Source organism: Sphingorhabdus sp. EL138 (assembly GCF_900258045.1).
Taxonomy (GTDB): domain Bacteria; phylum Pseudomonadota; class Alphaproteobacteria; order Sphingomonadales; family Sphingomonadaceae; genus Parasphingorhabdus.
This window is the reverse complement of record NZ_OGVD01000004.1, coordinates 472,955-499,843: the sequence shown is the minus strand read 5'-3', so window position 1 is coordinate 499,843 and position 26,889 is coordinate 472,955. Positions and strand designations below refer to the sequence as shown.

Below are 26,889 nucleotides of genomic sequence, written 5' to 3'. Positions count from 1 at the left end.
GAAGACGTCGTCCCTTTTATATTGCATGGTCCCGCCGGGAGCATTCCCGCCGCATCATGCCAGGAGTATATTGAATGACAACGCGCATGTTAATCGACGCGCGCCACCAGGAAGAAACCCGGGTGGCGGTCGTAAAAGGGAACAAAATTGAAGAATTCGATTTTGAATCTTCCGAACATAAACAGCTAAAAGGCAACATTTATCTAGCAAAAGTAACGCGGGTCGAACCGTCGCTACAGGCCGCTTTTGTGGACTATGGCGGAAATCGTCACGGGTTTTTGGCCTTTAGCGAAATCCATCCCGACTATTACCAGATTCCAAAAGAAGACCGCGAACGCCTGCTCGCCGAGGAAGCGGAGCATGCCGCCGAAGAAGCGGCCCTGCGCGCGCAAGAGGAAGAGGAAGAAGATGCGCCCGCAGACATGGTGCGCAGCGAAGCGACCGAAGAGCTCGATACCGCACTGGTCGAAGTCGAGAAAGACGAAAGCGTCGATACAATTGATGTCACGGAAGGCGAAGTGCCAGCCGAAGATTTCAATGGCGATGACAGTGACGACGACGAAGATGGCGACGAAGATGGCAGCGATGAGGAAGACGGTGAAACTGAAGACGAAGCCGACGATGATAACGATGCATCGGCAGACAGCGACAAAGAAACCGAAACCAAAGGTCGCAGCAGACGCGGTAAGGGCCGCAACCGTGGACGTGGCGGTCGTGGCGGCAAAAACGTAGCCAAAGCCAGCGATCAGGCGCGCCAAAAGCGCATGGCCCTGCGCAAGCGTTACAAAATTCAAGATGTTATCCAGCGCCGCCAGGTTGTTTTGGTGCAAGTCGTTAAGGAAGAGCGCGGCAATAAAGGCGCGGCTCTCACCACCTATCTGAGTCTGGCCGGCCGCTATTGTGTGCTGATGCCCAATACGTCTCACGGCGGCGGTATCAGCCGGAAAATCAACAATGCCGGTGATCGCAAGCGGTTAAAATCGATCATCGCCGATCTTAACCTACCCAACACAATGGGCTGCATCGTTCGCACTGCAGGCCTGTCGCGGACCAAACCGGAAATCAAACGCGACTTCGATTATCTTGCCCGGCTGTGGGATGAGGTTCGGGAGAATACATTGGGTGCAGTCGCTCCCAAGTTGATCCACAGCGACAGCGATCTCATAAAGCGCGCCATCCGCGACATCTATAATCGCGAAATTGAAGAAGTGCTCGTCGAGGGTGCAGATGGCTATACAGCGGCCAAAAACTTCATGAAATTACTAATGCCCAGCCACAGCCGCCGCGTAAAAAGCTATGCCGACCCGGTATCGCTGTTTCAGCGCTATGGTGTCGAAGATCAGCTTTCGGCCATGTATCAGCCCGAGGTTCAGCTGAAGTCCGGCGGTTATCTGGTGATCAACCCGACCGAAGCTTTGGTGTCCATCGACATCAACTCTGGTCGTTCCACGCGGGAACATGGCATTGAAGCGACAGCGGTCAAGACCAACCTGGAAGCCGCCGCGGAAATTGCGCGCCAGTTACGACTGCGTGATATGGCTGGACTAGTGGTTATCGATTTCATCGACATGGATCGTCACGGCAATATCCGCAAGGTCGAGCGCGCGATGCGCGACGCGTTGAAAAATGATCGGGCTCGCATTCAGGTGGGCCGGATTTCCAGCTTTGGATTGCTGGAGATGAGTCGCCAACGCCTGCGCACCGGCGTATTGGAAGCCTCGACCAAAGTCTGCCCGCATTGTGAAGGTACAGGACTTGTCCGTACGGCGTCCTCTTCTGCGCTTTCAGCCCTGCGTCTGATCGAAGAAGAAGCGGCCAAAGGCAAAGCCAAACAGATTACGTTGACGGCTAGTCAGGAAGCGACAATCTATGTGCTGAACAGTAAACGGCACGAGATTGACGAAATTGAAAAACGCTATGGCGTTTCGGTAGAGATCATACCTGACGGAGAGATCGAAGGCGCACGGATGGAGGTCAAAGGCTCTGGCGGCCCTCCCAAAAATGTTCCGAAATTCGAGCCTATCGTCGATGAAGATGATGACGATATTGTCGACACCGCTGAACAGGATGAAGAGACAGAAGAACGTCCTCGCAAGCGGCGGCGGCGGCGCGGACGGCGCGGACGCGGCGGAGATCGTAACAACGAAAGCAAGGTCGAAACAGGTGACCGCGACCAAGCCGCCGATAAACAGTCCGACGAAGACAGTAAAACGGAAACCGCTGAGCAAGGCAGCGATGATGGCGAAAAGCCAAAATCGCGACGCTCCAGAGGTGGACGCAACCGGAAGTCGGATGATGAAAAAGCAGCAGAGACTGGTTCCGATGACAATGCTGAATTAGCGGAAAAACCGAAGCGGGCCAGCCGCTCACGCAAGAAAGCGGAAACGCCAGTTGATGAAACGGACAGTGCACCAGCCGCCGATGACGGCTTAGCGAAAGACGACGAAGAGAAACCAAAGCGTCGCCGCGCACCGCGCAAAACCAAAGCAGCTGAAAAATCAGATGCTGCGGCGGAAACGACCGATGACGCCAAGGCGGAAAAACCGGCGGCCAAAAAGACGACCCGCTCCAGGGCAAAAAAAACTGATGCGGACGGCGTGGAAGCCGCTGAAAAACCGGCCAAGAAGGCCCCCGCCAAAAAGACAGCAGCGAAGAAGTCGGCTGCAAAAAAAGTTGATGAGAGCGCTGCAAAGGAAAGTAAGGCCACTAAAAAAACCGATGATACGGCCGACAAAGCCGGCCAGAAGGCGGAATCGCCGCGCGGCGGATGGTGGCAACGGACCTTTGGTTGATTGTTGGCGATTGATTGCTTGAATATGGGCCTCTGCGTATACAGAGGCCCATAATTCCATCTCGACCGTTTTGGCCTTTGCCGAACAAATTCCGGTTTGCAGAGGAATAGATAGATTTCATCGCAGGTTCACTCTGTTTGTGGTAATGGACAAGCGAATTCGTCAGAACTTCATCCAGAGGACGTCCCGAAGGAAATCTATGTCATCGCCGAATGATACCAAGCGCCAACCGTTTGCTCACCTTTCTCTCTCCCGCATCGGACAACTCATCACCGCGTTTCTCGCGATGGTCGCGATCACCGTTCAACCGGTTGCCGCGCAATCCATTCTTCGCGATGCCGAGACTGAAGCGCTGTTCAGCGATATGGTATCACCTTTGGTCGCAGTGTCCGAACTGGATGCAAAAGATGTCGAAGTCATTCTGATCAACAGTAGTCAGATCAACGCCTTTGTCGCGGGCGGACAGCGCATGTTTTTCTACTCCGGTACGATCGAGGCCGCCGACAGTGCGGTCGAAATTCAGGGGATCATGGCACACGAACTGGGTCATATTACTGGCGGTCATATCATCCGCTTTGATGAAGGTATCAAGACCGCAACCGGCATTACCATTCTCAGCCTGATCCTGGGTGCCGCCGCCATTGCCGCAGGTGCTGGCGATGCAGGCGCCGGGATATTGGCCGCAGGTCAGCAGGCGGCAACCGGGAAGTTCCTGGCTTTTAGCCGTGTGCAGGAGCGGGCAGCAGACTCCGCTGGCGCACGCTATCTTTCCGCCGCCGGGATCACCGGCCGGGGTTCGATTGATTTCTTCAAAAAACTGCAAAATTATGAGTTCCGTCTCGGCATTCCGCAAGAAGACAGCTATGGCCGCACCCACCCGCTCTCTGGCGAACGTGTGACGCTGCTCCGAGACGTCTACCAGGCCGACCCGGCATGGGACACGCCACCAGATCCGGAAATCGAAGAACGTTTTCAGCGTGTTAAGGCAAAATTACTTGGTTTCACCAATGAACCGACTACTACGTTGCGCAAATTCCCGGAAAGCGACCAGAGTATCCCTGCTCGGTATGCGCGCGCCTATGCCTGGCATAAAAGTGCTTATCCCGACCGCGCTTTGCTGGAGGTCAATAATCTCCTCAAAGATGCGCCGAATGATCCCTATTTTCTGGAACTGCACGGCCAGATTCTGCTGGAATCCGGTAGACCGAAAGAGGCTATCGCCTCACTTCGAAAGGCCGTACGCCTGACCAATAACCAGCCTCTGATCGCCAGCCTGTTCGGCCATGCACTGATTGCGACGGAGGATGAAACGCATTTTGAAGAGGCAGAGCGGGTCCTGAAGGCCGCCGTGGTTAAGGACAACCGTAATCCTTTCGCCTGGTATCAACTAGGCGTTGTCTATTCCCAACAAGGCGATACCGCGCGCGCGCAATTGGCAACCGCAGAAAGTGCCTTGCTGCAGCGCAATTATGGCAGTGCGATCCGCAGCTCGCAAATCGCTATGGCAGGAATCAAGGAAAACACACCGGAATGGATCCGCGCGCAGGACATATCTCTGATCGCGAAAAATGAGTTTGAACGGTCAGACCGGCGTCGCCGCTAAGCTGGTTTGCAAGCAACGCTGACAGGCAAAATCAAATCTCCCCTGTAACAATTGTGGACAAAGGGACGAAGCTTCGACAAGGAGGCTTCGTCTTTTGGAATGGAAGAACGTGGAAAATACAAATAGAAAGTGGATGATTATGGCAGGTGGCGGTTTGGCCATAGCAGCGGCTGCAGCCGTCTGGTTCATGCAAACAGGCGGAACGTCCGCCAGCGACGAAACTGCGCAGGCCGCACTGGCAGCGGGCATTGACGGCAAACAACAGGCGGCCATCGAGGCCATTGTCCGCGACTATATTCTCAAAAATCCGGAAATCATTCCCGAAGCTGTCGAGATATTGCAGACTAGGCAAAAGACTGCTGCAATTGATGAAATCCGCTCCGGTATCGAAGCGCCTTTTGCGGGAGCGGCTTTTGCGGGAAACCCCAATGGTGATGTTATCATTGTCGAATATTCCGACTTTGCCTGCCCCTATTGCAAACAGACGACGGCCGATATTGACCGGCTCTTGAAAGAAGACAAGAATATCAAGGTTGTGTTTCGCGAACTGCCTATCCTTAGCGAAGCGAGTAATGACGCAGCCCTGATGGCATTGGCCGCCGCCAAGCAAGGGAAATATTACGCCTTCCACAAAACCATGTTCGCTACGGGACGCCCCACCCCTTCAACAATCGAAAGCGCGGCCAAGGAAGTCGGCCTGGATATGGCAGCAGCCCGCAAGTTTATTGCGACGCCAGAGGCTCAGCGGGAGTTACAGAACAACATCGAGGTGGCCCGAAAGCTTCAGTTTACCGGAACACCGGCCTTTGTGGTGGGCAACCAGACCGAAGTCGGCGCGGTCGGCTATGATGGTATCAAGGATATGATCGCCAAGGCACGCGGGTCGAAATAGGTTAGATGCCGTTTGTAGCCGAGTTTGCCAACACTCTCGCACTTTCCTACAGCCCTCTGTTTGTGATAAAAACTGATGGCTCTTTCTCAGTTTTGAATATCCCCCTACCCGCTATGATCCCGCATTCGCTACCGTGAGAACTGTGTGAACTTTGGATCATCGCTTGGGCTGATGACACTCCCAGAAAATCGCCAAAAGGACATTGTGCACTTTGTAAACTTCGTACGCAAAGGGCGGTGAGAATTGTGTGAACTTTGAAAGACGGTCTGCTGGATAAATGTCGCCAAAAGGACACAGTAAACATTGTAAACTTCGCCGCCATTGGCTTTTCAGGCGGTTTCCGGCCGTCCTTTGAAACCCTGAGCCACCACATACCATTCGGATGAACCCTTGCGGCTTGCAGGCGGTTTGGCGTGTTTGACAGTCTTGAAATGTTTTTTGAGCATGGCCAGCAAATCATTGTCAGTCCCGCCGGCCAGGACCTTTGCAACAAAGGCACCGCCTTCCTGAAGGTTTTCAATCGCAAAATAGGCTCCGGCTTCCACCAGGCCCATGGTGCGCAGATGGTCGGTCTGTTGATGCCCGACAGTATTGGCCGCCATATCGGACAGAACGAGATCAGGTGCGCAGCCCAGCGCATCCATCAATTTATCAGGCGCGCTGTCATCCATAAAATCCATTTCGAAAATGGTGACACCTTCGATTGCATCGACCGGCAACAGATCGATGCCCACAATTTTCGCCTGCGGAACGAATTTGCGGATGACCTGAGACCAGCCGCCCGGTGCAATTCCAAGGTCCACGACGGCTTTCGCCTTCCGGACAAATTTGAAGCGCTCGTCCAGTTCCAATATCTTGTAAGCCGCACGCGAACGATATCCATCCGCCTTTGCCTGTTTGACATAGGGATCGTTGAGCTGTCGTTCCAACCAGCGCGTCGAACCGATTTTCCGGCCTTTTGCGGTTTTCACCCGCTGTCGTTGTCCCGACCTGCCCCGGCTCATGGCGATTTCCTCTTCATTATCGCCGCACTCTTTCGTTGGAGGACATCAAGGAACGCAAGATACCTTCCCTGATCCCGCGATCAGCTACACCAACTCGGCTTGCAGGCCAGATGTCCAGAATGGAATCGAGAATGGCACAGCCGCCAACCACAAGATCTGCACGCTCTTTGCCGATACAGGGTATCGCCGCCCGTTCCTCCGGAGAACATCCTGCCAGCATTGCACTGATGTCGCGCATTGATTCGGCTGGCACAATCAAACCATCAATGACCTTTCGGTCATAATGCGGCAGTTTGAGATGCAGGCTGGCCAGCGTGGTCACGGTGCCGCTGGTGCCCAGCAAGCGAAAATCACTATTGTCGGAAGATGGCAAGCGACTGGCGAATTCTGCAAAACTGTCTGTGACCCGTGCGCGCATATTGGCATAGGCCTGTTCGCGCGCCTTCGCATCACTACCATCATATTTCTCGCTCTCCGTCAGCGAGACCACGCCCCACGGCGCGCTGAGCCAATCGATGATTTCGGGTGCCGCTCCGGATGTATCGACCAGCACCAGTTCTGTCGATCCCCCGCCAATGTCGAATATCAAAGCTGGCCCTTCGCCCGGTTCCAGCAAAATCTGGCAACCCAACACGGCAAGACGCGCTTCTTCTTCGGCTGTAATGATATCAAGCGCAATGCCGGTTTCCTGCCGCACACGGTCGATAAACTTGTCGCCATTGCTCGCCCTTCGGCATGCTTCCGTCGCCACGGAACGCGCGAGTGTTACATTGCGGCGTTTCAGCTTGTCGGCACAGATGGAAAGAGCCGCAACAGCCCGGTCCATCGCGCGGTTGCTAATCCGCCCTGTCTCGACCAAGCCCTCTCCTAGCCGCACGACGCGGGAAAAGGCATCGGTCACGATAAAACCGTCAGCAGAAGGTTTTGCGACCAGTAGCCTGCAGTTGTTCGTACCTAGATCAATCGCCGCATAAGACCGCAATTTGGGCCAGCGAGCACCATTATTTCGATAGGGAGGCGCATTTCGACTCCCGTTTTTATGTGTCGCCGCATGTTTCGGGCGGGCCGTCTTTGCCGGTTTTCCGCCGTCCTGTCGTTGCGGCGATGGGGATGATTCATCCACCATAACCGTTACTCTTATATTTCTCCGGATCGGGTAATACCGCCGGTACTTGACTGCAGAGATAACCCCGGGGCGTTCGATGTGCAAGAGTTTAGCGCTACACGACCCACCATCTCGCGGATTTGAAAAACCTTGACCAGCTTGCATGCCGGGCCTATTGCGCGCCCCGGTACTCCCCTGTCGTCTAATGGTAAGACTACGGACTCTGACTCCGTCAATTGAGGTTCGAATCCTCACGGGGGATCCAAAACAAGCAATGTCTTGAGGAATATCTATCTTCGAATGAGCTGATTGTTTGATTTGCAAACGCCTTTAAGAACAACCCAATCACAGTTTTGACGTCTGACGGTATGTCGGCGTCAGATAACTCCATCGAGGCAGTTGTACTTCCGGTAACTCCGGTGACCTGATTAATGATATGCCGCTTGCGCCAAAAACTTTCTTCTATTTGCAGGAATTCTGCACTACACGGCTGGCACATCAATACGCCATTTAAATCAGGAAAGAGGAGACAATATGCCCAAGTTTAAAGCCCTAACAGGGGTGATTGCTTTGTCGGCTCTCGCAGCAGCCTGTTCCGGTGGAGGATCAGAATCCACCCCACAAGCAGAGACAACCGAATCAAAAACATCAGAGCCAGAATCAGAAGTGAATGAAGAGACTGCTGCGCCTGTTGATGCGGGGACACCAGCCGCAGATGATGTAACGACTCTTGATGGTGTTGAATATGCCAGCCTGACCGGCGATGCAGAGGCCGGGAAAAAGGTATTTACCAAGTGCCGCACTTGCCATGTTACCGACCCAGGAGTGAACCGCATTGGTCCGTCAATGGCAGGAATTATGGGCAATCAGGCAGGTGCAGTTGAAGGATTTAACTACACCGATGCCAATAAGAACAGCGGCATTACCTGGACCGAGGAAAAAATGTTCCAGTATCTGGAAAAACCGCAGCGCGTGATTCCAAAGACAAAAATGGTCTTTGCTGGCTTGCCGGACGCACAACAGCGGGCGGACGTAATCGCCTATTTGAAAGACCCTAGTTGATTGTCTGCCCGTTGTATGTCTGGAAAAGGGTTAGGATTTTTTCCTGACCTCATCTCTTACATCTCTTTGCGCGGGTTCACGTCAATGCGTGCAACCGCTCTGCCTTTTGGCAAGAAACGGCATGTGGTTGAGAAAAGTTCTGGAGGCCCGAGCCGGAATCGAACCGGCGTACACGGATTTGCAATCCGCTGCGTCACCACTCCGCCATCGGGCCGGAGAGGGGGCGCAATTGCTTCGCTTTGCCGGCAATGTCAACCCTAACTTATCCCGGTGTGCGTTTCACGATGTTACGCAAAAGTTGCTATCATTGGAAAAACGCCGAAATCCGTCTTGGCTGCGTCGACAAGTACGGTTAGAAGCGAGCAGAATATTTCCATACTGTATTGCGTTAATAATACAGAGATGGCATGGTTCATTTTTTAAACAGATTAAAACACATCAAGGGTGGTAAAGTGGGTCACGAGAACTTCAAGGAAATGCGCAAAGCGATGGTTGTCAGCCAGCTGCGGACAACCGATGTCAGCGACCCTCGTGTCATTGCCGCGATGAGCCATGTTGCACGGGAAGATTTTGTGCCTGCCGCATCACGCAGTGTCGCCTATTCCGACCGTGGTGTAACCGTTGGCGACGGGCGCGCATTGAACGCGCCACTCGTCACGGGGCGTCTGCTGAATACGGCCGAACTGAAAAAGGACGACAATGTTCTGCTGATAGGGGCCGCGACAGGTTACACCGCTGCGGTAGTCGCACAACTTGCGGGTTCGGTCGTCGCCGTAGAGCAGTCACCAAAGCTTGCGACTAAGGCGAAAAACAACCTGAGCGAACTCGACAATGTCCAGGTTGAAAAAGCGAGCCATAGTGATGGTTTTGCTGAAAGCGCACCTTATTCTGTGATCATTATTGACGGCACCGTTGATGCCATATCGAACGCGCTGGTCGAACAACTGCAACCGGAAGGCCGGCTAGTGGGAGCGATCATGGATAACGGCGTCGCGCGTCTTGTCATCGGGCACAAGGCAGGTGGCACCATTGGGTATCAATATTTCGCAGATTGCGGCGGCGTCGCCCTGCCCGGCTTTGAACAAGCCAAGAGTTTCAGCTTCTAAGATGCAGGTATTCCTGCAAAACTTCCCAGGGAGACGTTTTTCAATGTGTAAGCGCCATCTGTTGCTTAGCGCCGTCGCCGTTGCGACGTTCTCTACTCCTGCCCATGCTGACACTCTGCGTGAAGCTTTTGTCGCTGCCTACAAAACGAACCCGACATTGTCCGGGGCGCAAGCGGGGCAGCGCGCGGAAGATGAGAATGTTGCTATCGCCAAAGCCGATGGGCGGCCGAATTCAGGGTCCCGCTTCACCTTTCAGGAAAATTTTCTTCGAAACTCGAACAGTTTTAACGCACCTCTTCGGCAAGCCAGCGCAGGGGGCGAATTCAATGTACCGATCTATTCCGGAGGCAGGGTTAAAAATGCTGTGCGCGCTGCTAAAGCGCGGGTTGTCGCCGGTCAATATAGCCTGCGAGGTACCGAGGCCAGCCTGTTCAGCAACGTGGTCGCAGCCTATATGGATGTGATGCGAGATGAGGCCGTTGTGCGGCTCAATCGCGCCAATGTCGGTGTTCTATCCGTCAACCTGGAAGCGACCAGCGACCGTTTTGAAATCGGTGATCTCACGCGTACCGATGTTGCCCAATCCGAATCGCGCCTGGAAGTTGCCAAGGGAGAATTGGAATCTGCGCGCGCAAATCTGATCACGAGCAAAGAAAATTATATTGCCTTAGTAGGACAGGTTCCCGGTGAGCTGCAATCACCACCACCACTTCCCAATCTGCCAGAATCACCCGATGAAGCCGTAGATATCGCCTTACAACACAATCCCGACCTGCTTGCAGCCAAAGAACGAAGCGCAGCATCTGAAATCGATATCAAAACTGCAAAAGGCGCGGTCAAGCCTACAGTCGAGGCCTTTGCTCAGGGTAGCTATGTCAATTTCCTTAACACGCTCGGCGGCAATGTTCCGGGCGTGAACTTTGTTCAAGAGCAATCGAACGCAGAAGCAGGTGTGCGCATGACTGTTCCAATCTATCAGGGTGGACGGCCAGCGGCGCAGGTGCGACAGGCACAGGCGCGATCGGGTCAGGCCTATGAACAGCTTATAGAGACAGAACGCAACATCATCGCGCAAACACGCGCCGCTTATTCCAGTTGGCGCGCATCCGAGCGAGTCATCCAGTCGTCGGAGCGAGCCGTCGCTGCCAGCGCGCTGTCCCTGGAAGGCGTCAGAGCTGAAAATAGCGTGGGCAACAGAACCATCCTCGACATTTTGAACGCGGAACAGGAGTTGCTCAACGCACAGGTGCAATTGGTAACAGCGCGACGCAATAGCTATGTGGCGGGCTTTACGTTGCTCGCCGCCATGGGGCGTGCGGAAGCTCGTGATCTGGGTCTTGAAGGCGGTCCACTCTATGACCCGCAAGTCAATTATGACCGGGTTAAAAACCAGTTCTACGATTTTCAATCGGACCCGAATCCTGAACCCCAGGCGACCCGGACTGTAGATACACCCGCACAAACGGCTGACATAGAGCCCTTGCCGGAGTCGAGAGAAAGCGAATAAGACCGGGCGGCTAATGGTTGCCGATCTAGAGGTTAATGCGCTAAAGAGATTGGACAACTAGCGGCTTTAACATTTTTTGAGTTTGGGGCTTTTGCAAATGGCAGAACAAAATAAAGAATCGTCCATGGAAGAAATTCTGTCGTCGATTAAGCGAATCATCGCTGAGGACAAGGCGATTGACACAGACCGCTCTGCCGAAAAAAATGAAGATATTGAGCAAGGCGAAGATGCTGCATCGCACTTGAAGCCTGTTCCCAACAACGTAACACCTATCGCACCGCTGCCAAAAAATATTGCAACCAAAAGCAGTAAAACCAAAAAACCTACTGTGCAGACAACCGGTGATGATGACAGCGTTCTCGAACTAACCAATGAGGTGAAGGACACCGGACCATCCTCGGCTCAAGGTGTTTTCGGAGATCGCCGTAAGGAAGAACGGTTGATTAATGATCAGAAGCTCGATTCTATGCGTCAGTCCTTGTCAGCGTTGGTCGCTATGGAGGGATCCAGCACCCCGGCTCCAACAAACCCCAGTCATGGCACCTCTCTGGAAGATCTCACCCGAGACCTGATGAGACCAATGTTGAAAGAGTGGCTGGATGAGAATTTACCAAAGCTGGTCGAGGAAATGGTTGCTCGTGAAATTCAAAGGCTGAACGACAAGTAATTTCAATCCCAATTGCTATAGCGCGCAGGCCTGCTAAACCGGCGTTTATGAACAATCTATCCAAAGCATCATGTATCGCCTTGTTGATCACAGGCGCGCTTCTGTCCACCCCCATGGCTCTTGCTCGATCAATGACAGCAGAAGATCTCGCCACGCTGAAACGCGTTGGTTCTGTGACTGTTTCGCCCGATGAGAAATGGGCCGCTTTTGGCGTAACTGAAACTGATCCGAAAAGCTATGAACGCTCAAAGGGGCTTTACCTGCTTGACCTCACCAAGCCAGATGCGGTTCCCTTGCGTATTGCCGACAAAGCGAGCGCAAGTGAACACAGTCCTTCCTTTTCTAATGATGGAGGGTTGCTCTACTACCTTTCCGATGCCGGTGGAACAGAACAGCTTTGGAAGGCTACGATAACTTCTGGTGGACAGGAGGGCGAACCGGTGCAGGCTAGCAACCTCCAAGCCGATATCGCTGGCTTCAAACTATCCCCCAAGGGCGACAAGGTTGCGATCTGGGGAGATGTCGCCAAAGATTGCCCGACATTTGGTTGTGGTAAAGCTGAAGGTGGTGATGGTAATAGAGCCCTGCCCGGTCCTGGTACAGGCCGTGAATATGAAGAACTATTCGTGCGCCACTGGTCGAGTTGGGAAACGCCCGGCAACTACAGCCGGATTTTTGCCTTTGATTTGCAAGATGGCAAGCTCACCGGCGATGGAACTGCACTAGATGGCGAGCTTATAGGCGATAGTCCGTCAAAACCCTTTGGCGGCGGGGAGGAAATTTCCTGGTCTCCAAGTGGAAGAGGCTTAGCCTTTACATTGCGCAAAGCAGATCGCAATGAACCCAAGTCAACCGATCTCGACATTTACGGCGTCGCCCTTTCCAGCGGCGAACCGAAACTCATGCCAGGAAACAGTGACGCAACAGATACCTTGCCAGCTTTCTCTCCGGATGACCAATGGCGGGCCTGGGCGGCAATGGAACGTCCGGGTTACGAAAGTGATCGCAAGGTCATCAAATTGCTGGGTAAAGGCGAAGAGGAACCAAGGATATTAACCGGCGACTGGGATCGCTCTGTCAGTTCAATCACATGGACACCGGACAGCAATGCGCTGATTGTTACGGCTCAGGAAATTCTCGACTATGCAGCCTTTCGAGTGGACATTGCCGATGGCAAGGTCACTCGTCTGACCGGGAATGGCAGTGTCGGGAATATCACGCCGTTAAAAGACGGATCGATGATTTTCACCAGAAAAAGCCTGCAAGCACCTGATGATATCTATCGCCGGGATACTGATGGAAAGGTTACGCAGCTTACCAATATTAATGGCGATAGGCTGGCGGAGATTAGCAAAGTTGCCGTGGAACGCTTTAGCTTCAAAGGTGCTGGAGGCCATCAGGTCTGGGGTCAGATCATCAAGCCGAAAGGCGCCAAGGAAAAGCTGCCGATGGCGTTTTTGGTGCATGGCGGGCCGCAGGGCAGCTTTGGCGATAGCTGGTCTTACCGCTGGAATCCAAAGGTCATGGCCGCGCAAGGCTATGCCGTGGTGACAATCGATTTCCACGGGTCATCGGGCTATGGTCAGGAATTCATGGACAGCATCAACCAGGATTGGGGCGGAAAGCCACTAGAAGATTTGCGTTTGGGTTACGAAGCGGCACTGAAAGTTGACAAACAGATAGACGGGACACGATCCTGCGCACTGGGTGCCAGCTATGGCGGCTACATGATGAACTGGATTTCGGGCCAATGGCCGGATCGGTTTGACTGCATCGTCAACCATGCCGGCATATTCGATCTGCGCAGCTTTGCCTTTTCCACCGAAGAATTGTGGTTCGATCAGTGGGATCATGGTGGGCCCTGGTGGGAACGCGCTGATCCCGAAAAATGGAATCCGATCCAGCATATCGACAAATGGAAGACACCGACCCTGTTCATCCATGGCGAGAAGGATTTCCGTATTCCCTATACCCAGTCCATAATGCCGTTCACCTATGCACAGGAACGAAATATCCCATCCAAGCTCTTGATTTTTCCGGATGAAAATCACTGGGTACTTAAGGGTAAGAATAGCGTCCAATGGCACAATGCTGTATTTGACTGGATGGACAAATGGACGAAGGAGGGCCAGAGCGAATGAGCTTTTTCCCCACCGAAACTGATGGCGACACTGTTGTCGTCACCCTGACCAATGCACCGCGCAACACGCTTTCGTCAGATTTGCTCGAAGAGGGTGCAAGCGTCTTTGAAAAGCTCGCGCAGGATAGACCCAAAGGCGGCGTCGTACTGACTGGTGCAGGCGAGCATTTCACCTGCGGCATGGATACCAAGATCGCCGCCTCTCTGGATGAAGCCGGCCAAGAGCGCGCTATCGCGGCTGTCAACGCCTATGCCGCCGCGCTCCATCGCCTGCCCTGCGCCTTTGTCTGCGCGGTTAATGGCAATGCCATTGGTGCTGGCGGAATCATGATGTTGTGCGCTGACTGGATTTATGCCGCCTCTGGTCACTATAAAATCGGACTGCCCGAGGCCAAGGCCGGACTCCCCTTCCCGCCCGTGCCGCAAGCAATATTGGATCATTGGCTGGAACCCTCGTGGCGACGGCGTCTGGCGCTATCGAGCATGTTGCTGAAACCCAATGAAGCCATTGGCGCTGGCATGGTCGAGGCGACCCTTATGCCAGGAGATTTAATCGAAAGGTCGATCGCAAAAGCGCAAGAGTTAAATGCCCAACCCGGTTTCGCCGCCTGCAAGCGCCAATTGCGCGCAAAGGCCAATGCGGAAATTGACGCAATATTGACAAAGACGGTCTAGTTGACTCCAAAATAATAGATTCTGTTTCATCGCAATATTTCTGAATAGTTACTTGTACTCATTGATAATGATTGGCATCGATATCGATCGTTTCTGAATCTAGGGGGTATTTTGGATGATTCGTGCTGTCATAGAGAAGTGTCTGATATTGAGTTGCATGATTGCGCTGGGCTTCACGTCAACCACAGCTGCAGCCACCTCCGATATTGAGAACGCCAAGACCGCGGAAAATAAAAATCTCTTGCCCGTTGAGGCTTTTGCCAAACTGCCATTCATCTCCACAGCGACCATCTCACCCAATGGGAAATATCTTGCAGGGCTGTTCGGCCTCGGCGGAACCCAGGTGATTGGTATCATCGGACTGGATAAGGATGATGGCGAGGGAACAACCAAATTCTTTGTCGGGATTCCCGACGAGACAGAACCGAGTTGGTTGCGGTGGGCAGGCAATGATAATCTGGTGATCGGGGTGAACAAGCTCATGCGGGTTGAATCCGATCGATGGTACATATCCCGCATGTTTGCCATCAACAGGCAGAGTAAGAAGATAACCAGCCTCCTGTCGAAAATGGGAGGACAAAACGGCGATAACCTACTCTGGTCATCAACCCAAAACGGCGTTGAGATAATCGCTGCTGCGCAGAATTCTATATATAGCAATCGCGAAGGGTTCTGGCCGGCAGTCTATCGCATCAATGTTGAAACCGGCAAATATCGGCGCGTTGATGACGGTCGATCAGGCGTTTTGTCATGGATGAGCGACAGCAGCGGCGTCGTCCGCATGGGAATTTCCTACAATGATCGAACGGGCACGCAGCGTCTGCTGTACAGATCACGGGATGGCAAACTTTTTCAAACCATTGAAAAGGCAAAGCTCCGCCAGGAAGAGGACCTGACCCTGCCGTTCATGATTCTGCCGGGATCGGATGAGGGCTTGGTTATCCGTGAGGATCAGTCGGGCAAATCGGTGGTAAAGCGCATCAACTTGATGACGCAGGAGGAGCTTGCCACCGAGTTTGAAATGCCTAAGGCCGACGTTACAAGCGTTGTGCTATCCGCCGATAAAACCCAGCTGTTGGGTGTTCACACCAATGATGAGGAACAATCAATTCAATGGATAAATGAACAGCTGAAAAGCGCGCAAGAAGGATTGAATACGGCTGTGAAAAACGCGAAAGCTCGCATTATCAGCATCGACAATGACCTTAACCGGATGATCGTGCGCATCGGCACTGCTGATAATCCCGGACTGATTTACATGTTCGAACGCACCACTGGCCAACTGACTAAGTTGGCAGATATCAACGAGACTATTGGCAACAAGCGTCTGGCGCGGGCAAAATATGTTCAATATGACGCACGTGACGGTCTGGAAATTGAAGCTGTTCTGACGCTGCCCCGCGGGCGAGAGGCGAAGAATCTACCTGTTATTGCAATGCCCCATGGCGGTCCTTGGGGTCATGATAAGCTCAGCTATGATTATTGGGCACAGTTTCTGGCCAATCGTGGATATGCCGTTATCCAGCCGAATTTCAGGGGATCGACAGGCTATGGGGAGACCTTTTTGCGTAAGGGCCAGGGGCAAATGGGTTTTGCCATGCAGGATGATATTACCGATGGTGTCAATTGGCTGGTGAACCAGGGTATTGCCGATCCCAAAAAGATATGCATCGTGGGTGCTTCCTATGGCGGCTATGCGGCGATGTGGGGTGTTGTGAAAGACCCCGACTTTTATCGCTGCGCTATCTCTATCGCCGGGGTGTCCAACCTCCGCCGTGAAGTGAATGACTTTGGTGGAAACGTCTATTCCAGAACCCATAAGAATAGCTGGAATAAAATGACGCCGGATTTCAAGGCGGTATCACCAATCTATTCAGTCGATAAGATAGAGGTACCGCTGATGCTGATTCACGGTCGCAAGGATGTGACAGTCGATTACAAACAATCGGTCATCATGGAAAAGGCGATGCGAAAGGCTGGCAAGCCCGTGGAGTTCGTCTTGTTGCCCAAAGCCGACCATTATTTCACACGCGAACCCGACCGGTTGCTGCTTTTGCAGCAGATGGAAAGTTTTCTGTCCAAGCATAATCCAGCCTACTGACAGAATTCTGGCCACAGTTTTGACGTGACGCTTGCCTAGCGGAAACCGCAATGGCAAAGGCAGCGCATGACATTAGATAAAAATTTCGATCCGGCGGCCATTGAGGCGCGCTGGTATGCACATTGGGAAAAATCCGGCCAGTTTCGCCCTGAACGCGGCGATGCGGAGCCATTTACGATCGTCAATCCGCCGCCCAATGTCACCGGAAGTCTGCATATTGGCCACGCGCTCGATAACACCTTGCAGGATATCATCATCCGTCACGAACGGCTGAAGGGAAAGGATGCGCTCTGGGTGGTCGGCATGGACCATGCGGGCATTGCGACCCAAATGGTTGTCGAGCGGCAGATGGAAGAGCGGCAGGACAAGCGCACCAACTATACGCGCGAAGAATTTGTCGAAAAAGTCTGGGAATGGAAAGAGGAATCCGGCGGCGCCATAACTGGCCAGCTCCGTCGTCTCGGCTGTTCGATGGACTGGTCGAACGAGCGCTTCACCATGGACGACGGCATGAACGAAGCCGTGCTCAAGGTGTTTGTTGATCTCTATAATGATGGCCTGATCTATCGCGACAAGCGGCTGGTCAATTGGGACCCAGCCCTCAAGACCGCAATTTCCGATCTGGAAGTCGAGACTACCGATATGAAAGGTAGTTTCTGGCATTTCAAATATCCATTGGCTGATGGCGTGAAGCTGGACAATGGGCAAGACTATATCAAAGTTGCCACAACCCGGCCCGAAACGATGCTCGCCGATATGGCGGTTGCCGTGCACCCTAGTGACGAGCGCTATAAAAGCGTGATCGGCAAAGAGATTGAGCAACCGATTACCGGACGGCGTTTCAAGGTTGTTGAAGACGAACATGCCGACCCAGAACTGGGTAGCGGCGCGGTGAAGATCACGCCGGGCCATGACTTTAACGATTTCGAGGTTGGCAAGCGGGCCGGTTTTGCGGCCGGCGAGATGCTCAATATGCTCGATGGCGAGGCCAATGTTTGCCAATCCGCGGACGGTCTGGTTCCGGAAGAATTTATCGGTCTGCATCGGTTCAAGAAAGATGGCGTCGATGGCGCACGCGAACTGGTGGTGCAGCGGATGAAGGAAATGGGTTGCCTGATCCCGCATGTTTCCAAAAACAAAGATGGCGAAGAAGTCGAGCATGATGCCGAGCCGCGCACGATTGCGACACCTTTCGGGGATCGCGGCGGTGTGGTTATCGAGCCTTGGCTGACCGACCAATGGTATGTCGATGCCGAGACATTGGCGCAGCCAGCGATCAAGGCGGTGCGCGATGGCAGTATCGAGATCGTCCCGAAGACTTGGGAGAAAACCTGGTTCAACTGGATGGAGAATATCCAGCCATGGTGTGTCTCACGTCAGCTTTGGTGGGGACACCGGATACCGGCTTGGTTTGGACCCACGATCGAAGACGGGGTTGCGCAGCGGAATAACGATAAGATTTTCGTTGGCAGCAGTGAAGAGGAAATTATTCGGGAAGCGCGAGCTTACTATCCAGACAATTATGAGATAGCCATTGGTGGTACTCCCGATGGAATATCTGCCGACTTTGTCAACTTGACCCGCGATCCTGACGTTCTCGACACCTGGTTCTCCTCTGCCCTCTGGCCCTTCGGCACACTTGGCTGGCCGGAAGAAACCGAAGATCTCAAGCGCCATTATCCGAATGACCTGCTAATCTCCGGCTTTGACATCCTGTTCTTCTGGGACGCGCGGATGGCGATGCAGGGCATACAGTTTATGAATGACGTGCCGTGGAAGCGGCTCTATCTGCACGGGCTGGTCCGCGCCGAAGACGGCTCGAAAATGTCCAAGTCCAAGGGCAATGTTGTCGATCCGCTCGGCCTGATTGATCAATATGGCGCCGATGCGCTGCGCTTCTTCATGGCGGCGATGGAAAGCCAGGGCCGCGATATCAAGATGGATGACAAGCGGGTCGAGGGCTATCGCAACTTTGCGACCAAGCTCTGGAATGCCTCGCGCTTCTGTGAAGTGAACGGCATTGGGGCGAGCCAAACACTGCGCGGGCCAGAGGCCAAGCTGCCGGTCAATCGCTGGATCATTTCCGAAGTGACCGAAACGCTGGCCACACTCGACAAGGCGCTGGGTGACCTGCGTTTTGATGCGGCGGCCAATACCATTTATCATTTCACATGGGACCGGTTCTGCGACTGGTATCTGGAGCTGATCAAGCCGCTGCTGCAAGGTGATGATGCCGCTGCGGCAGATGAAACGCGGGCGGTTGCCGGTTGGGTGCTCGACCAGATCATTGTGATGCTCCACCCGTTCATGCCGTTTATCACAGAGGAACTGTGGCACAGCATGGCTTCCGAAACCGGTGGCCGGAACTATGATCTGATTGTCGCGAAATGGCCGGAACCGAGGGCGGAAATCGATGCCGATGCCAAGGCAGAAGTCGACTGGCTCATCCGCCTGATCTCGGCGACCCGTACAGCAAAGGTCGAACTCAATATCGCGCCGGGCACGAAGATGACTGCCCATGTTCGTGATGGCGATGATGCCCTGCAGCAGCGGATTGAGCGGCAGGCATCTGCTCTGGATCGGGTTGGTCGTTTGGAGAGTTTCTCCTTTGATCCAGCACCTGAGGGCGCAACCGCACAGATTGTTATCGATGGCGCTACCTATGTCCTGCCGCTGGCCGGTGCGATTGACATTGATGCCGAAAAAGCACGTCTCGGCAAAGCGCTGGAAGGCGTGTCCAAAGAAGCCAAGTCTCTCGAAGGCAGGTTAGGCAACGCCAATTTTGTTGAGAAAGCCAAACCGGAAGCGGTCGAAAAAGCCCGTGCCGATCTCGCCGACAAAAGCGCAGAGGCCGAACGGCTGCAGGCGGCGCTTGCGCGTTTGGGGTAATAGATTCACGCAAAGGGCGCTAAGATTTTCAAGAGGGCAGTTTTGTGGTCGATCTTGAGGATAGAGCCAGCCGGGTCATTGATACCGCTATGGGCGTGCATATTGATTTGGGGCCGGGTTTGCTGGAATCTGTTTACGAACAGGTTCTGGCCAACCGGTTGCGCAAGCAAGGCATGAAAATTGACCGGCAGATGCCGGTCGGTACGCGGATTGATGGCTTGGATTTCCCCGATGCTTTTCGCGTGGACATAATGGTCGACGACAGCCTGTTGCTCGAAATCAAGGCCGTGGAGCGGCTTGTTCCTATTCATACGCGTCAAACGCTGACTTACCTCCGGCTGATGAAACTTCCATTGGGCCTACTCATCAATTTCGGCGGTATCACCTTAAAAGAAGGACTCAAACGCGTAGCGAATAATTATCGCCTGCCCTAATCTAACAGGCAGCTATTTCCAACTTTTTCACTGGCCTCTTCGAAATCTTGGCGCCCTTTGCGTAAAACCAATACACAAGACCGCTGTGGCAAAATTGAGGAGCACTAGTGGCGAGCCTTAATTCCTGTCACCGCGCCGCATTTTCTCGGCCGCTTTTCGCATCTCTGCCGCACCTTCGCGCATTTCGGTTGCACCGCGGCGAAACTCGGGAGCTTGTGCCAGCAGTTCATCTGCCGTCATGTTGCCTTCGTTCCATTTGTTCCTCTTCGCCGCTTCAGCCTCGCGAAAGGCCGCATCACTTTCCAGCCGGTCGGCATAGGCTTCCATCTTGTCGGCACCACGCAGCATTTTTTCCGCACCCTTTTCCATGCCGATCGCGCCTTTGGCCATACCCGCTGCAACCTTGGCTTCGATCTTCTTAGCCAGGTTTTCGCTCCATTTTTTGTCGAACTTGTGCTTGCCATCATGCGCATTGCTGGCGGCAAGCGGGATTATCGATGCCATTGCAATGACTGCCAGTCCCGCAATTGCTCCCGTAAATTTTCCGTTGGTCATCTCTGTTCTCCATCCAACCGGACCGAGCATCATGCCCGACCTATTGACTACAGATGTAATCGAATAGCGTGACTGCGCCATTGCTGTTCGACCAACAACCTATGAACAAAGATAAAAGTGGGCTTGGGGATTAACGCCCCTGACTTCTCCAGCGCTTGATTACCCGCTGGATAATCTCTTCCTCGCCGCCGTTTTCGCGCCACAGTTCGCTGAACATCGGATCTTCCGACGCCGGACGGCGTTCTTCGACCAGCGTATCAAGCGATACTCGAATAGGAATCGCGACACCCTCACCGCAGCAAATAACCTCCCGGTTTCTCAGTGCAGGAATGGAGTCGAGAAAACCGCGTGCACCCTCTGGCATGGCGGCTTTCACGAAGGCTTGGTCACGATCGTTGTTCAGACGCATGGACAATATGGTACCACATTGCGACAACACACCCTCGGCCAAATCCGATGGACGCTGCGTAATCAGGCCCAGCGAGACGCCATATTTACGGCCTTCCTTTGCAATCCGGCTCAAAATATCGCGGACACTGCTGTCGCCGCCGACATCATCATTGGGAATGTAACGATGAGCTTCTTCGCAGACCAGCAGGATCGGTCGCTGGGGTTCATTTTTTGCCCAGATGGAATAGTCGAAAACCAGACGGCTCAAGACGGCGACCACAGTCGGTGTAATCTCCGAAGGTACGGCTGATACGTCGATAATCGAAATCGGTTTGCCATCAGATGGCAGACGGAAAATTTTCGACAGGAAGTCTGCCATTGTATCGCCAACCAGCATGCCGGAGAACATGAAGCTGTATCGCGGATCGGCCTTGATCTCGTCAATCTTCGTCTTCAGCCGCATATAAGGAGCAGAATTGGTGGACTTGTCCAGCTTACCCATTTCATTTTGAATAATCGTTGTCAGATCGGACAACAGGTAAGGTACCGGGCTGTCTACGGTCAGCTTAGCCACACCCTGCGCGGCCTGGCTCTTGGCCTTCGCGGCCAGCAGACATTTTGCGAGAATGTCACAATCCATCTGTTTGGCATCACCGGTGGATTGCACAAATACTTCGCAATGCTCGCGAAAGTTCATCAGCCAATAGGGCAGATTCAGATTGTTCACATCGAACAGGCGTCCATTATTTTTGAAGGCTGCCGAATATTCGCCGTGCGGGTCGATCATCAATATGTGACCCTCTGGCGCGATGTCGCAGATCTTGTGCAGGATCAACGCGGCCGATGTCGATTTACCGGTACCGGTCGATCCCAGAAGCGCGAAATGCTTGCCGAGCATGGCATCAACATATAGCGCGCCGCGAATATCGTCGGTGGGATACACCGTACCGATTTCAACATTGGCGCGGCCATCGGATGCGTAAACCTGTTTCAGATCAGCGGTCGTAACCGCATAGATCAGCGAACCAGGAACCGGATAACGGGTCACACCACGGCGGAAATTATAAATATGACCGGTGAGCCGTTCTTCATCACCCTCACCCAGAAAGTCAATTTCGGCAATGATCAGGCCGGCCTGACCTTCGTAAAGTTTTTGCGTGCGGATGTTGGCGAGCAACCATGTCTGTCCGACACGGATTTTAACCTGACTACCGACCTGCCCGGCCATTTTTACCGTTGCGTCGGGATGTTCTGCCAAACTGCCCAGAACCGCTGCATCCATGACGATGCGAGAGCCTGATCCGGCAATTTCAATGACTTCGCCAATCTTGTGCCCCTCTGACCGCTTCGGCGTCGCTGTTGGCGCAGATGTGGCCACCGGTTCGGCCGCTACGTCATCATCATCGGAAGGAAGCGGGCGAGCTGCTGGAAAACTATGAGAACCCATATCAGACATGAAGGCACAATCCTGTATTGTTTATCTACCGGCAGGATTAAGCCATCATGGTTAAGGAAGATTTACCGGCCTTTCAAAAAGGTAAACTGTTGGCGAACTATGCCTTTGCATCAGATTTTCCGGAACAAATAGCCTGCGGCCCAGCCCAGAACGACGGAAATCAGAACCGCCAAAAGGCCATAAATAAAGCCGTTTTCCTGCGACAGGTTGGTGATGAACCGTCCCAACCCGATTTTTTCGATGGTAATGTCTTTGATTTCAGCCGCTTCAACGCGGCCGTCAATGATCAGGAACGTCTCGGCAGAATATTTACCAACGGGCACACTGGCAGGCAAATTGATCCGTGCCTGATAAAGGACGGAATCAGTAATTTCGACGCTGTTGGGCAGATTTTTGTACAATCTGCCGCGCGTGTTCAAATCCACCAGTCCGTCGGTAAACCGGTCCAGTTCCCTGCTGTCAATGGCACTGGCGGGTGACAATTGCAGATGATCGAGGCCGAGTTCATAAATATCGGCCGTCTTGTCATCGACAATCTCTTCCACCGGCCGCGAGGAAGCGACGGCATAATAGCCGGGAGCGGAGCGAAATTCGCTGCTTGCCGCATTGATCCAGATCCCCGCCACCTGCTGCTTCTCGCGCAGTACGATGGATTCGGTCGGGCCTTTGAGCACGACGACAATGTCAGCCTGATCACGGTTGGGCGTGCCCGGCGGATAAGTAATCGCACCAAATAACAACAGCTGCGCGCCGTTAAAATCACCCTGGATACTGATCTTGTCCTGGGACACATCAGGCACCAGAACCGGCGTGTTCGCGGTAGTTAAAAACAGGACACCAAGAGCGCATAATATCGTCGCGAATTTTGATCTCAGCCCGGTCATAACAACTGCACCGTGTAAATCTCGTCCGGCTGGAAACCGAGTCCCAACGCCATGCGAATAGCAACCAACAACACCATGACAGCCAAGGCCAGCCGCAGATATTCCGGCCGCATCCGCTGCGCAAATTTCGCGCCAAGCTGCGCGCCGGTAACACTGCCGATCAGCAGCAGGCTGGCCAGAACGATGTCTACTGCTCTCGTTGTCATGCTGTGCATCATGGTTGAGGCAATGGTGACAAACAATATCTGAAAAAGCGAAGTGCCAACCACAACCTGCGCGCCCATGCCGAGCAGATACAGCATCGCCGGAACCATTATAAATCCGCCGCCGACACCAAGTAGCATTGTCAATATCCCGGTCATCAGGCCGAGCACAAAAGGCGCGATGGGTGAGATATAGAGCCCGGAACGATAGAAACGCCATCGCATCGGCAGGTTTGCGACCAACGGATGATGCCGCCTTTTACGCGCTGGCAACGGCTTGCCGGAGCGAACCGCCTTGACGCTGCCCCAGGATTCTTTGGCCATCATCGCGCCAATGCTGCCGAGCATCAGAACATATAACACGGAAATTACGGTATCAATCTGACCCCAGCTCTGCAGAATCTGGAACAGCCCGGTGCCTATCAAGGTACCCACAATCCCGCCAACCACCAGGATTGCTCCCATCCGAAAATCAACGCCCTTCCGGCGCATGTGGGCCGCAACCCCGGAAATACTGGCACCCGTAACCTGTGTTGATGCCGATGCGGCAGCGACGGTTGGCGGAATGCCATAGAAGATCAAAAGCGGCGTGGTGAGGAAACCACCACCAACACCAAACATGCCGGACAGGATACCCACCAGGCCGCCGAGCAACACGATAACAAACGCATCGACCGACAAATTGGCTATTGGGAGGTAAATATCCATATTTCCAAGGACTAATCCCTTTTCGTTACAGGATAAAGGGACTTGACCTAACTATGGTCAAGAATCTTTGAGAAACCCGAAACACAAGATCATCAAAACCCCGTTGCGACAGTTACTGCCAATCCAGAATCCGGCAGTGCATTCCCGCCAACTCGCTGCCGCCAATCCAATGAAAGTCGCGTATCCAAATTACCTAGCGGGATATGAAGATTGGCCCGCGGTCCGACATCCACGCGCGTCAATCCTTCTTGCCCTCCAGCCCAGATCCCGGCCCCGGCCGTAACCTTATAGTCACCGCGCGCCCATAACCTGCGCTGCAAGGTCGCCGAAGCATCAAAAAAATAGCTGCTATCATCGGCAAAGACAAAACCCGCCTGCCCATAGGTTTCCAAATTAAGATCGGCCAACAACCTATCCGGCCCGGTTCCTCCCGCCACGTAGATCGATGTCCCGCGATTGCGAAAATTCTTTGCACCTAGCCGTTGTTCAGCAAACAGGGACAAGGGCAGTTTGGTGAAAGGCTTGGCGCTTACGCCTATCGCCAATTCCTCTTCACCAGCGGTGGACAGGGCAGTCGACAGGCGAACAAAAGTCGATAGGCTACGCCGCTCGTTTCCCGCCAGTCGATAGGCCACAATGGCTCCTGCCTGGCTCCCGCCATATTGTCCGCCCGGCGATTGCGCAATTGGTGCCGCCGCGCCGAACTGTGCCAGACCGTTATTTTGCCTAGCAAAGGCCCAGAGGTAGCCAGATAGAGGCTTTGATGACGGAGGCAAGCCAGCAGCTCTTTTTGAAGCCGAAACCTCAATTTGTGATATTGACGGTATCGGCTCCCCAACACCCGTGGAGTTGGGCGGTTTTGACGATTCAGATTGTGTTTTCACGAGTAACGCCCTTTGTAGCCATTTGCCGGACATGCCCACCGCCAAGGACGGCACCTTTTGACAGCGGGCATGCCCCTGCCCTCGATCACCCGGCGGTTCCGGCTCACGGCTGATTAAAGCAATTTTATCAAAAACAGCCGGTGGCGGGATCAAAGGTTTGACGGCGTTTTCACCTTGCGGCACGCTAGCATCAATTTTTGCGGCCATTGCTGGCTGCAAATTCGCAGAGGGAAATATCGCTTCCCAAACAATCCGGACCGCTATCCAGAGGATAGCAATGGTGGAGAGCGCTCTCAAAGGAGCACCTTTATTGATGGACATGGGTTTATTGGCTCCGGCGGATGTTTTCGGTTGCTCTTAACCGCTTGACGTTGGCAATATCGGGATGAAAATGGCTTGTTTTGTCCCATCTGGCCGGAGCACCGGAGAGAATTTGCAGATACTGAACAAGCGCGCGCTTGGCCGCCAATATATTGATCATATTGGCGACGAACGTTCGAGGAACCGAGAGCAAGGCTTCGCGCAATCCATAGAGCGCAAATACAAAATAGCCCTTGATCGCAAGTCGCCACAACAAAAACAGGGCATTGAACGCAAGCATTGTTTTCAGCAAACCAGAAACTGGCCCGGGCTGATAAAGGCCGGTTAGGCCGAAAACATATAATAATCCTGTCAACAGAATTGCGATGTAGGCCAATGCCAGAATGATGGCCGCGAAACTGGCTTTGCGATCGCGCAGGCGCATCCAGTTTTCACGCCAACAGGCTTTCCATCCGAGCCGATCCCACCCTGACAAGGCTATGCCGATCATCCAGCGGCTTTTCTGTCTTATCGCATCTTCAAAATTGTCCGGAAAAAATTCCTGTGTAGCCACCCATTGACCATGTCGGTCTTTGAGCCGCGCAAAAATTCCGCGGGCGTCGCCTTCGGTAAGGTTGATGTCAAGTTCGTAATCCTCAGTAAGACTGGACGCGTCAAACGGATTGCCCTGGGTTCGGGCGGACAGCTTACCGAGAGCACTCCGGCTGAAAGCACACCCCACTCCTGCCGCCGGGATGGATACACCAAGAGCTTCTCTCAACACCATTTGTTTGCCGTGCAGTTCAGCAAACTCGTCACCATAATGACCCGCCACCCATGTCGAGCGCGAAGCGCGGCGCGGAATGACCGGTATCTGCACAAGTGATGCGCGGTCGATCAGATAGTCGAACAATTCCAGAGCATTGGGGTGCACAAGATCCTCCGCATCCTGAAGAATGATGGCCTTGTAGCTGGTCGATTCAAGAATCTCGTCTTCGCATAGTGCTCGCCACAATCGGTTCAGACAATCCGCTTTGGACGTCGGGCCATCATGGTCGCAGATAATGATACGGATGTTCCGCGCACCGGCCGCCACATCCGCTACCGCCGCGATTGTCTCATCATCATTGGGGTAGCAGCCGACGTAGATACGATAGTTACCCTGACCCCATTGCACCAAACATCGTCGCAGCATGATCCCTATAACCGCGGCCTCACGCCATGCCGGCACAAATATGGCAAGCGGTTGATCCTGGTCCGAAGACGGCAGTTGCTCGACAACGGCACGATCATATTGGCTGTAGATCAGGAATTTTCGTTTCGCGGAATGAACAATCCACATCATGTCAAATATGATGTCGTCAATGGATCCGATGATGAAACACAAGCTTGCGAAAAGCAGCAATTCCTTTTGTACGACCTCAACAGCCGGTAGAATATAATCATTCATTTGTTGCGACGCCCCCGTCGTTTCGGCAATATTACCAGTCCAATTCCTCGCCCGAAACAACAATGCTGCAACCGCTGCCTGC

The 26,889-nt window shown here is 53.5% G+C and carries 20 protein-coding genes and 2 tRNA genes; 13 read left to right on the top strand and 9 right to left on the bottom strand.

Features of this window, described 5'->3' with window-relative positions; translation table 11 throughout:
* The first annotated feature begins 74 nt into the window (after positions 1 to 74).
* From DK507_RS12300 to DK507_RS12290, 3 genes are all read left to right on the top strand, one after another.
* Entirely contained in the window at positions 75 to 2,792 is a 2,718-nt protein-coding gene (locus tag DK507_RS12300) for a ribonuclease E/G (RefSeq protein WP_109356658.1), read from the top strand.
* Positions 2,793 to 3,078: 286 nt separating this feature from the next.
* Positions 3,079 to 4,395, top strand: coding sequence for a M48 family metalloprotease (locus DK507_RS12295; RefSeq protein ID WP_254054443.1), 1,317 nt, complete (start codon positions 3,079 to 3,081; stop codon positions 4,393 to 4,395).
* 133 nt (positions 4,396 to 4,528) lie between these two features.
* Positions 4,529 to 5,287, top strand: a complete 759-nt coding sequence (locus DK507_RS12290; protein ID WP_254054370.1) for a DsbA family protein — start codon at positions 4,529 to 4,531, stop codon at positions 5,285 to 5,287.
* A 329-nt stretch (positions 5,288 to 5,616) separates the two neighbouring features.
* Here the strand turns inward: DK507_RS12290 and DK507_RS12285 are convergent, their stop codons facing one another.
* Together DK507_RS12285 and DK507_RS12280 are read right to left on the bottom strand one after the other, a co-directional pair.
* Complete coding sequence (locus DK507_RS12285; RefSeq protein WP_109356656.1) at positions 5,617 to 6,291, bottom strand: RlmE family RNA methyltransferase; 675 nt, start codon at positions 6,289 to 6,291, stop codon at positions 5,617 to 5,619.
* Positions 6,292 to 6,307: 16 nt separating this feature from the next.
* The gene (locus DK507_RS12280) at positions 6,308 to 7,417 is read right to left on the bottom strand and encodes a Ppx/GppA phosphatase family protein (RefSeq protein WP_109356655.1); all 1,110 of its coding nucleotides are present in this window, start codon (positions 7,415 to 7,417) and stop codon (positions 6,308 to 6,310) included.
* Between the two features lie 170 nt (positions 7,418 to 7,587).
* Between DK507_RS12280 and DK507_RS12275 the strand changes: the two genes are divergently transcribed.
* Together DK507_RS12275 and DK507_RS12270 are read left to right on the top strand one after the other, a co-directional pair.
* Positions 7,588 to 7,661: transfer RNA gene (locus DK507_RS12275), tRNA-Gln, on the top strand.
* Positions 7,662 to 7,930: 269 nt separating this feature from the next.
* Complete coding sequence (locus tag DK507_RS12270) at positions 7,931 to 8,458, top strand: cytochrome c family protein (RefSeq protein ID WP_109356654.1); 528 nt, start codon at positions 7,931 to 7,933, stop codon at positions 8,456 to 8,458.
* A gap of 140 nt (positions 8,459 to 8,598) precedes the next feature.
* On the opposite strand, the gene DK507_RS12265 is transcribed toward DK507_RS12270, so the two are convergent.
* Positions 8,599 to 8,672 (bottom strand) — tRNA-Cys (locus DK507_RS12265).
* 193 nt (positions 8,673 to 8,865) lie between these two features.
* Between DK507_RS12265 and DK507_RS12260 the strand changes: the two genes are divergently transcribed.
* The 8 genes from DK507_RS12260 (at position 8,866) to DK507_RS12225 (ending at position 19,977) form a co-directional block, all read left to right on the top strand.
* Positions 8,866 to 9,564 carry a protein-L-isoaspartate O-methyltransferase gene (locus DK507_RS12260; protein ID WP_254054369.1) on the top strand — a complete coding sequence of 233 codons (699 nt, stop codon included), beginning with the start codon at positions 8,866 to 8,868 and terminating at the stop codon, positions 9,562 to 9,564.
* A gap of 43 nt (positions 9,565 to 9,607) precedes the next feature.
* On the top strand, positions 9,608 to 11,071 hold the full coding sequence (locus tag DK507_RS12255; RefSeq protein WP_109356653.1) for a TolC family outer membrane protein: 1,464 nt from the start codon (positions 9,608 to 9,610) through the stop codon (positions 11,069 to 11,071).
* A 97-nt stretch (positions 11,072 to 11,168) separates the two neighbouring features.
* Positions 11,169 to 11,738: a DUF2497 domain-containing protein gene (locus DK507_RS12250; RefSeq protein WP_254054442.1), complete on the top strand. Its 570-nt coding sequence runs from the start codon at positions 11,169 to 11,171 to the stop codon at positions 11,736 to 11,738.
* 47 nt (positions 11,739 to 11,785) lie between these two features.
* Positions 11,786 to 13,879, top strand: coding sequence for a S9 family peptidase (locus tag DK507_RS12245; protein WP_109356652.1), 2,094 nt, complete (start codon positions 11,786 to 11,788; stop codon positions 13,877 to 13,879).
* The gene (locus tag DK507_RS12240; RefSeq protein WP_162559033.1) at positions 13,876 to 14,553 is read left to right on the top strand and encodes an enoyl-CoA hydratase/isomerase family protein; all 678 of its coding nucleotides are present in this window, start codon (positions 13,876 to 13,878) and stop codon (positions 14,551 to 14,553) included. Before DK507_RS12245 ends, DK507_RS12240 begins: the two co-directional genes overlap by 4 nt.
* A 115-nt stretch (positions 14,554 to 14,668) precedes the next feature.
* Positions 14,669 to 16,654, top strand: coding sequence for a S9 family peptidase (locus tag DK507_RS12235; RefSeq protein WP_109356650.1), 1,986 nt, complete (start codon positions 14,669 to 14,671; stop codon positions 16,652 to 16,654).
* A 66-nt stretch (positions 16,655 to 16,720) separates the two neighbouring features.
* Positions 16,721 to 19,543, top strand: coding sequence for a valine--tRNA ligase (locus DK507_RS12230; RefSeq protein ID WP_109356649.1), 2,823 nt, complete (start codon positions 16,721 to 16,723; stop codon positions 19,541 to 19,543).
* A 44-nt stretch (positions 19,544 to 19,587) separates the two neighbouring features.
* Positions 19,588 to 19,977 carry a GxxExxY protein gene (locus tag DK507_RS12225; RefSeq protein WP_109356648.1) on the top strand — a complete coding sequence of 130 codons (390 nt, stop codon included), beginning with the start codon at positions 19,588 to 19,590 and terminating at the stop codon, positions 19,975 to 19,977.
* Positions 19,978 to 20,094: 117 nt separating this feature from the next.
* Here DK507_RS12225 and DK507_RS12220 read toward each other — a convergent pair whose 3' ends face one another.
* The 6 genes from DK507_RS12220 to DK507_RS12195 form a co-directional block, all read right to left on the bottom strand.
* Complete coding sequence (locus tag DK507_RS12220) at positions 20,095 to 20,532, bottom strand: hypothetical protein (RefSeq protein WP_109356647.1); 438 nt, start codon at positions 20,530 to 20,532, stop codon at positions 20,095 to 20,097.
* 130 nt (positions 20,533 to 20,662) lie between these two features.
* Positions 20,663 to 22,369, bottom strand: a complete 1,707-nt coding sequence (locus tag DK507_RS12215; protein WP_109357662.1) for an ATP-binding protein — start codon at positions 22,367 to 22,369, stop codon at positions 20,663 to 20,665.
* A gap of 119 nt (positions 22,370 to 22,488) precedes the next feature.
* Positions 22,489 to 23,262, bottom strand: coding sequence for a TIGR02186 family protein (locus tag DK507_RS12210; RefSeq protein ID WP_109356646.1), 774 nt, complete (start codon positions 23,260 to 23,262; stop codon positions 22,489 to 22,491).
* Positions 23,259 to 24,173: a sulfite exporter TauE/SafE family protein gene (locus DK507_RS12205; protein WP_109356645.1), complete on the bottom strand. Its 915-nt coding sequence runs from the start codon at positions 24,171 to 24,173 to the stop codon at positions 23,259 to 23,261. The genes DK507_RS12210 and DK507_RS12205 overlap by 4 nt, the downstream gene beginning before the upstream one ends.
* A gap of 92 nt (positions 24,174 to 24,265) precedes the next feature.
* Positions 24,266 to 25,378 (bottom strand): hypothetical protein, encoded by a 1,113-nt coding sequence (locus DK507_RS12200; protein ID WP_109356644.1) that lies wholly within the window; start codon positions 25,376 to 25,378, stop codon positions 24,266 to 24,268.
* Between the two features lie 4 nt (positions 25,379 to 25,382).
* Complete coding sequence (locus tag DK507_RS12195) at positions 25,383 to 26,807, bottom strand: glycosyl transferase family protein (protein ID WP_109356643.1); 1,425 nt, start codon at positions 26,805 to 26,807, stop codon at positions 25,383 to 25,385.
* Between the last annotated feature and the right edge of the window lie 82 nt (positions 26,808 to 26,889).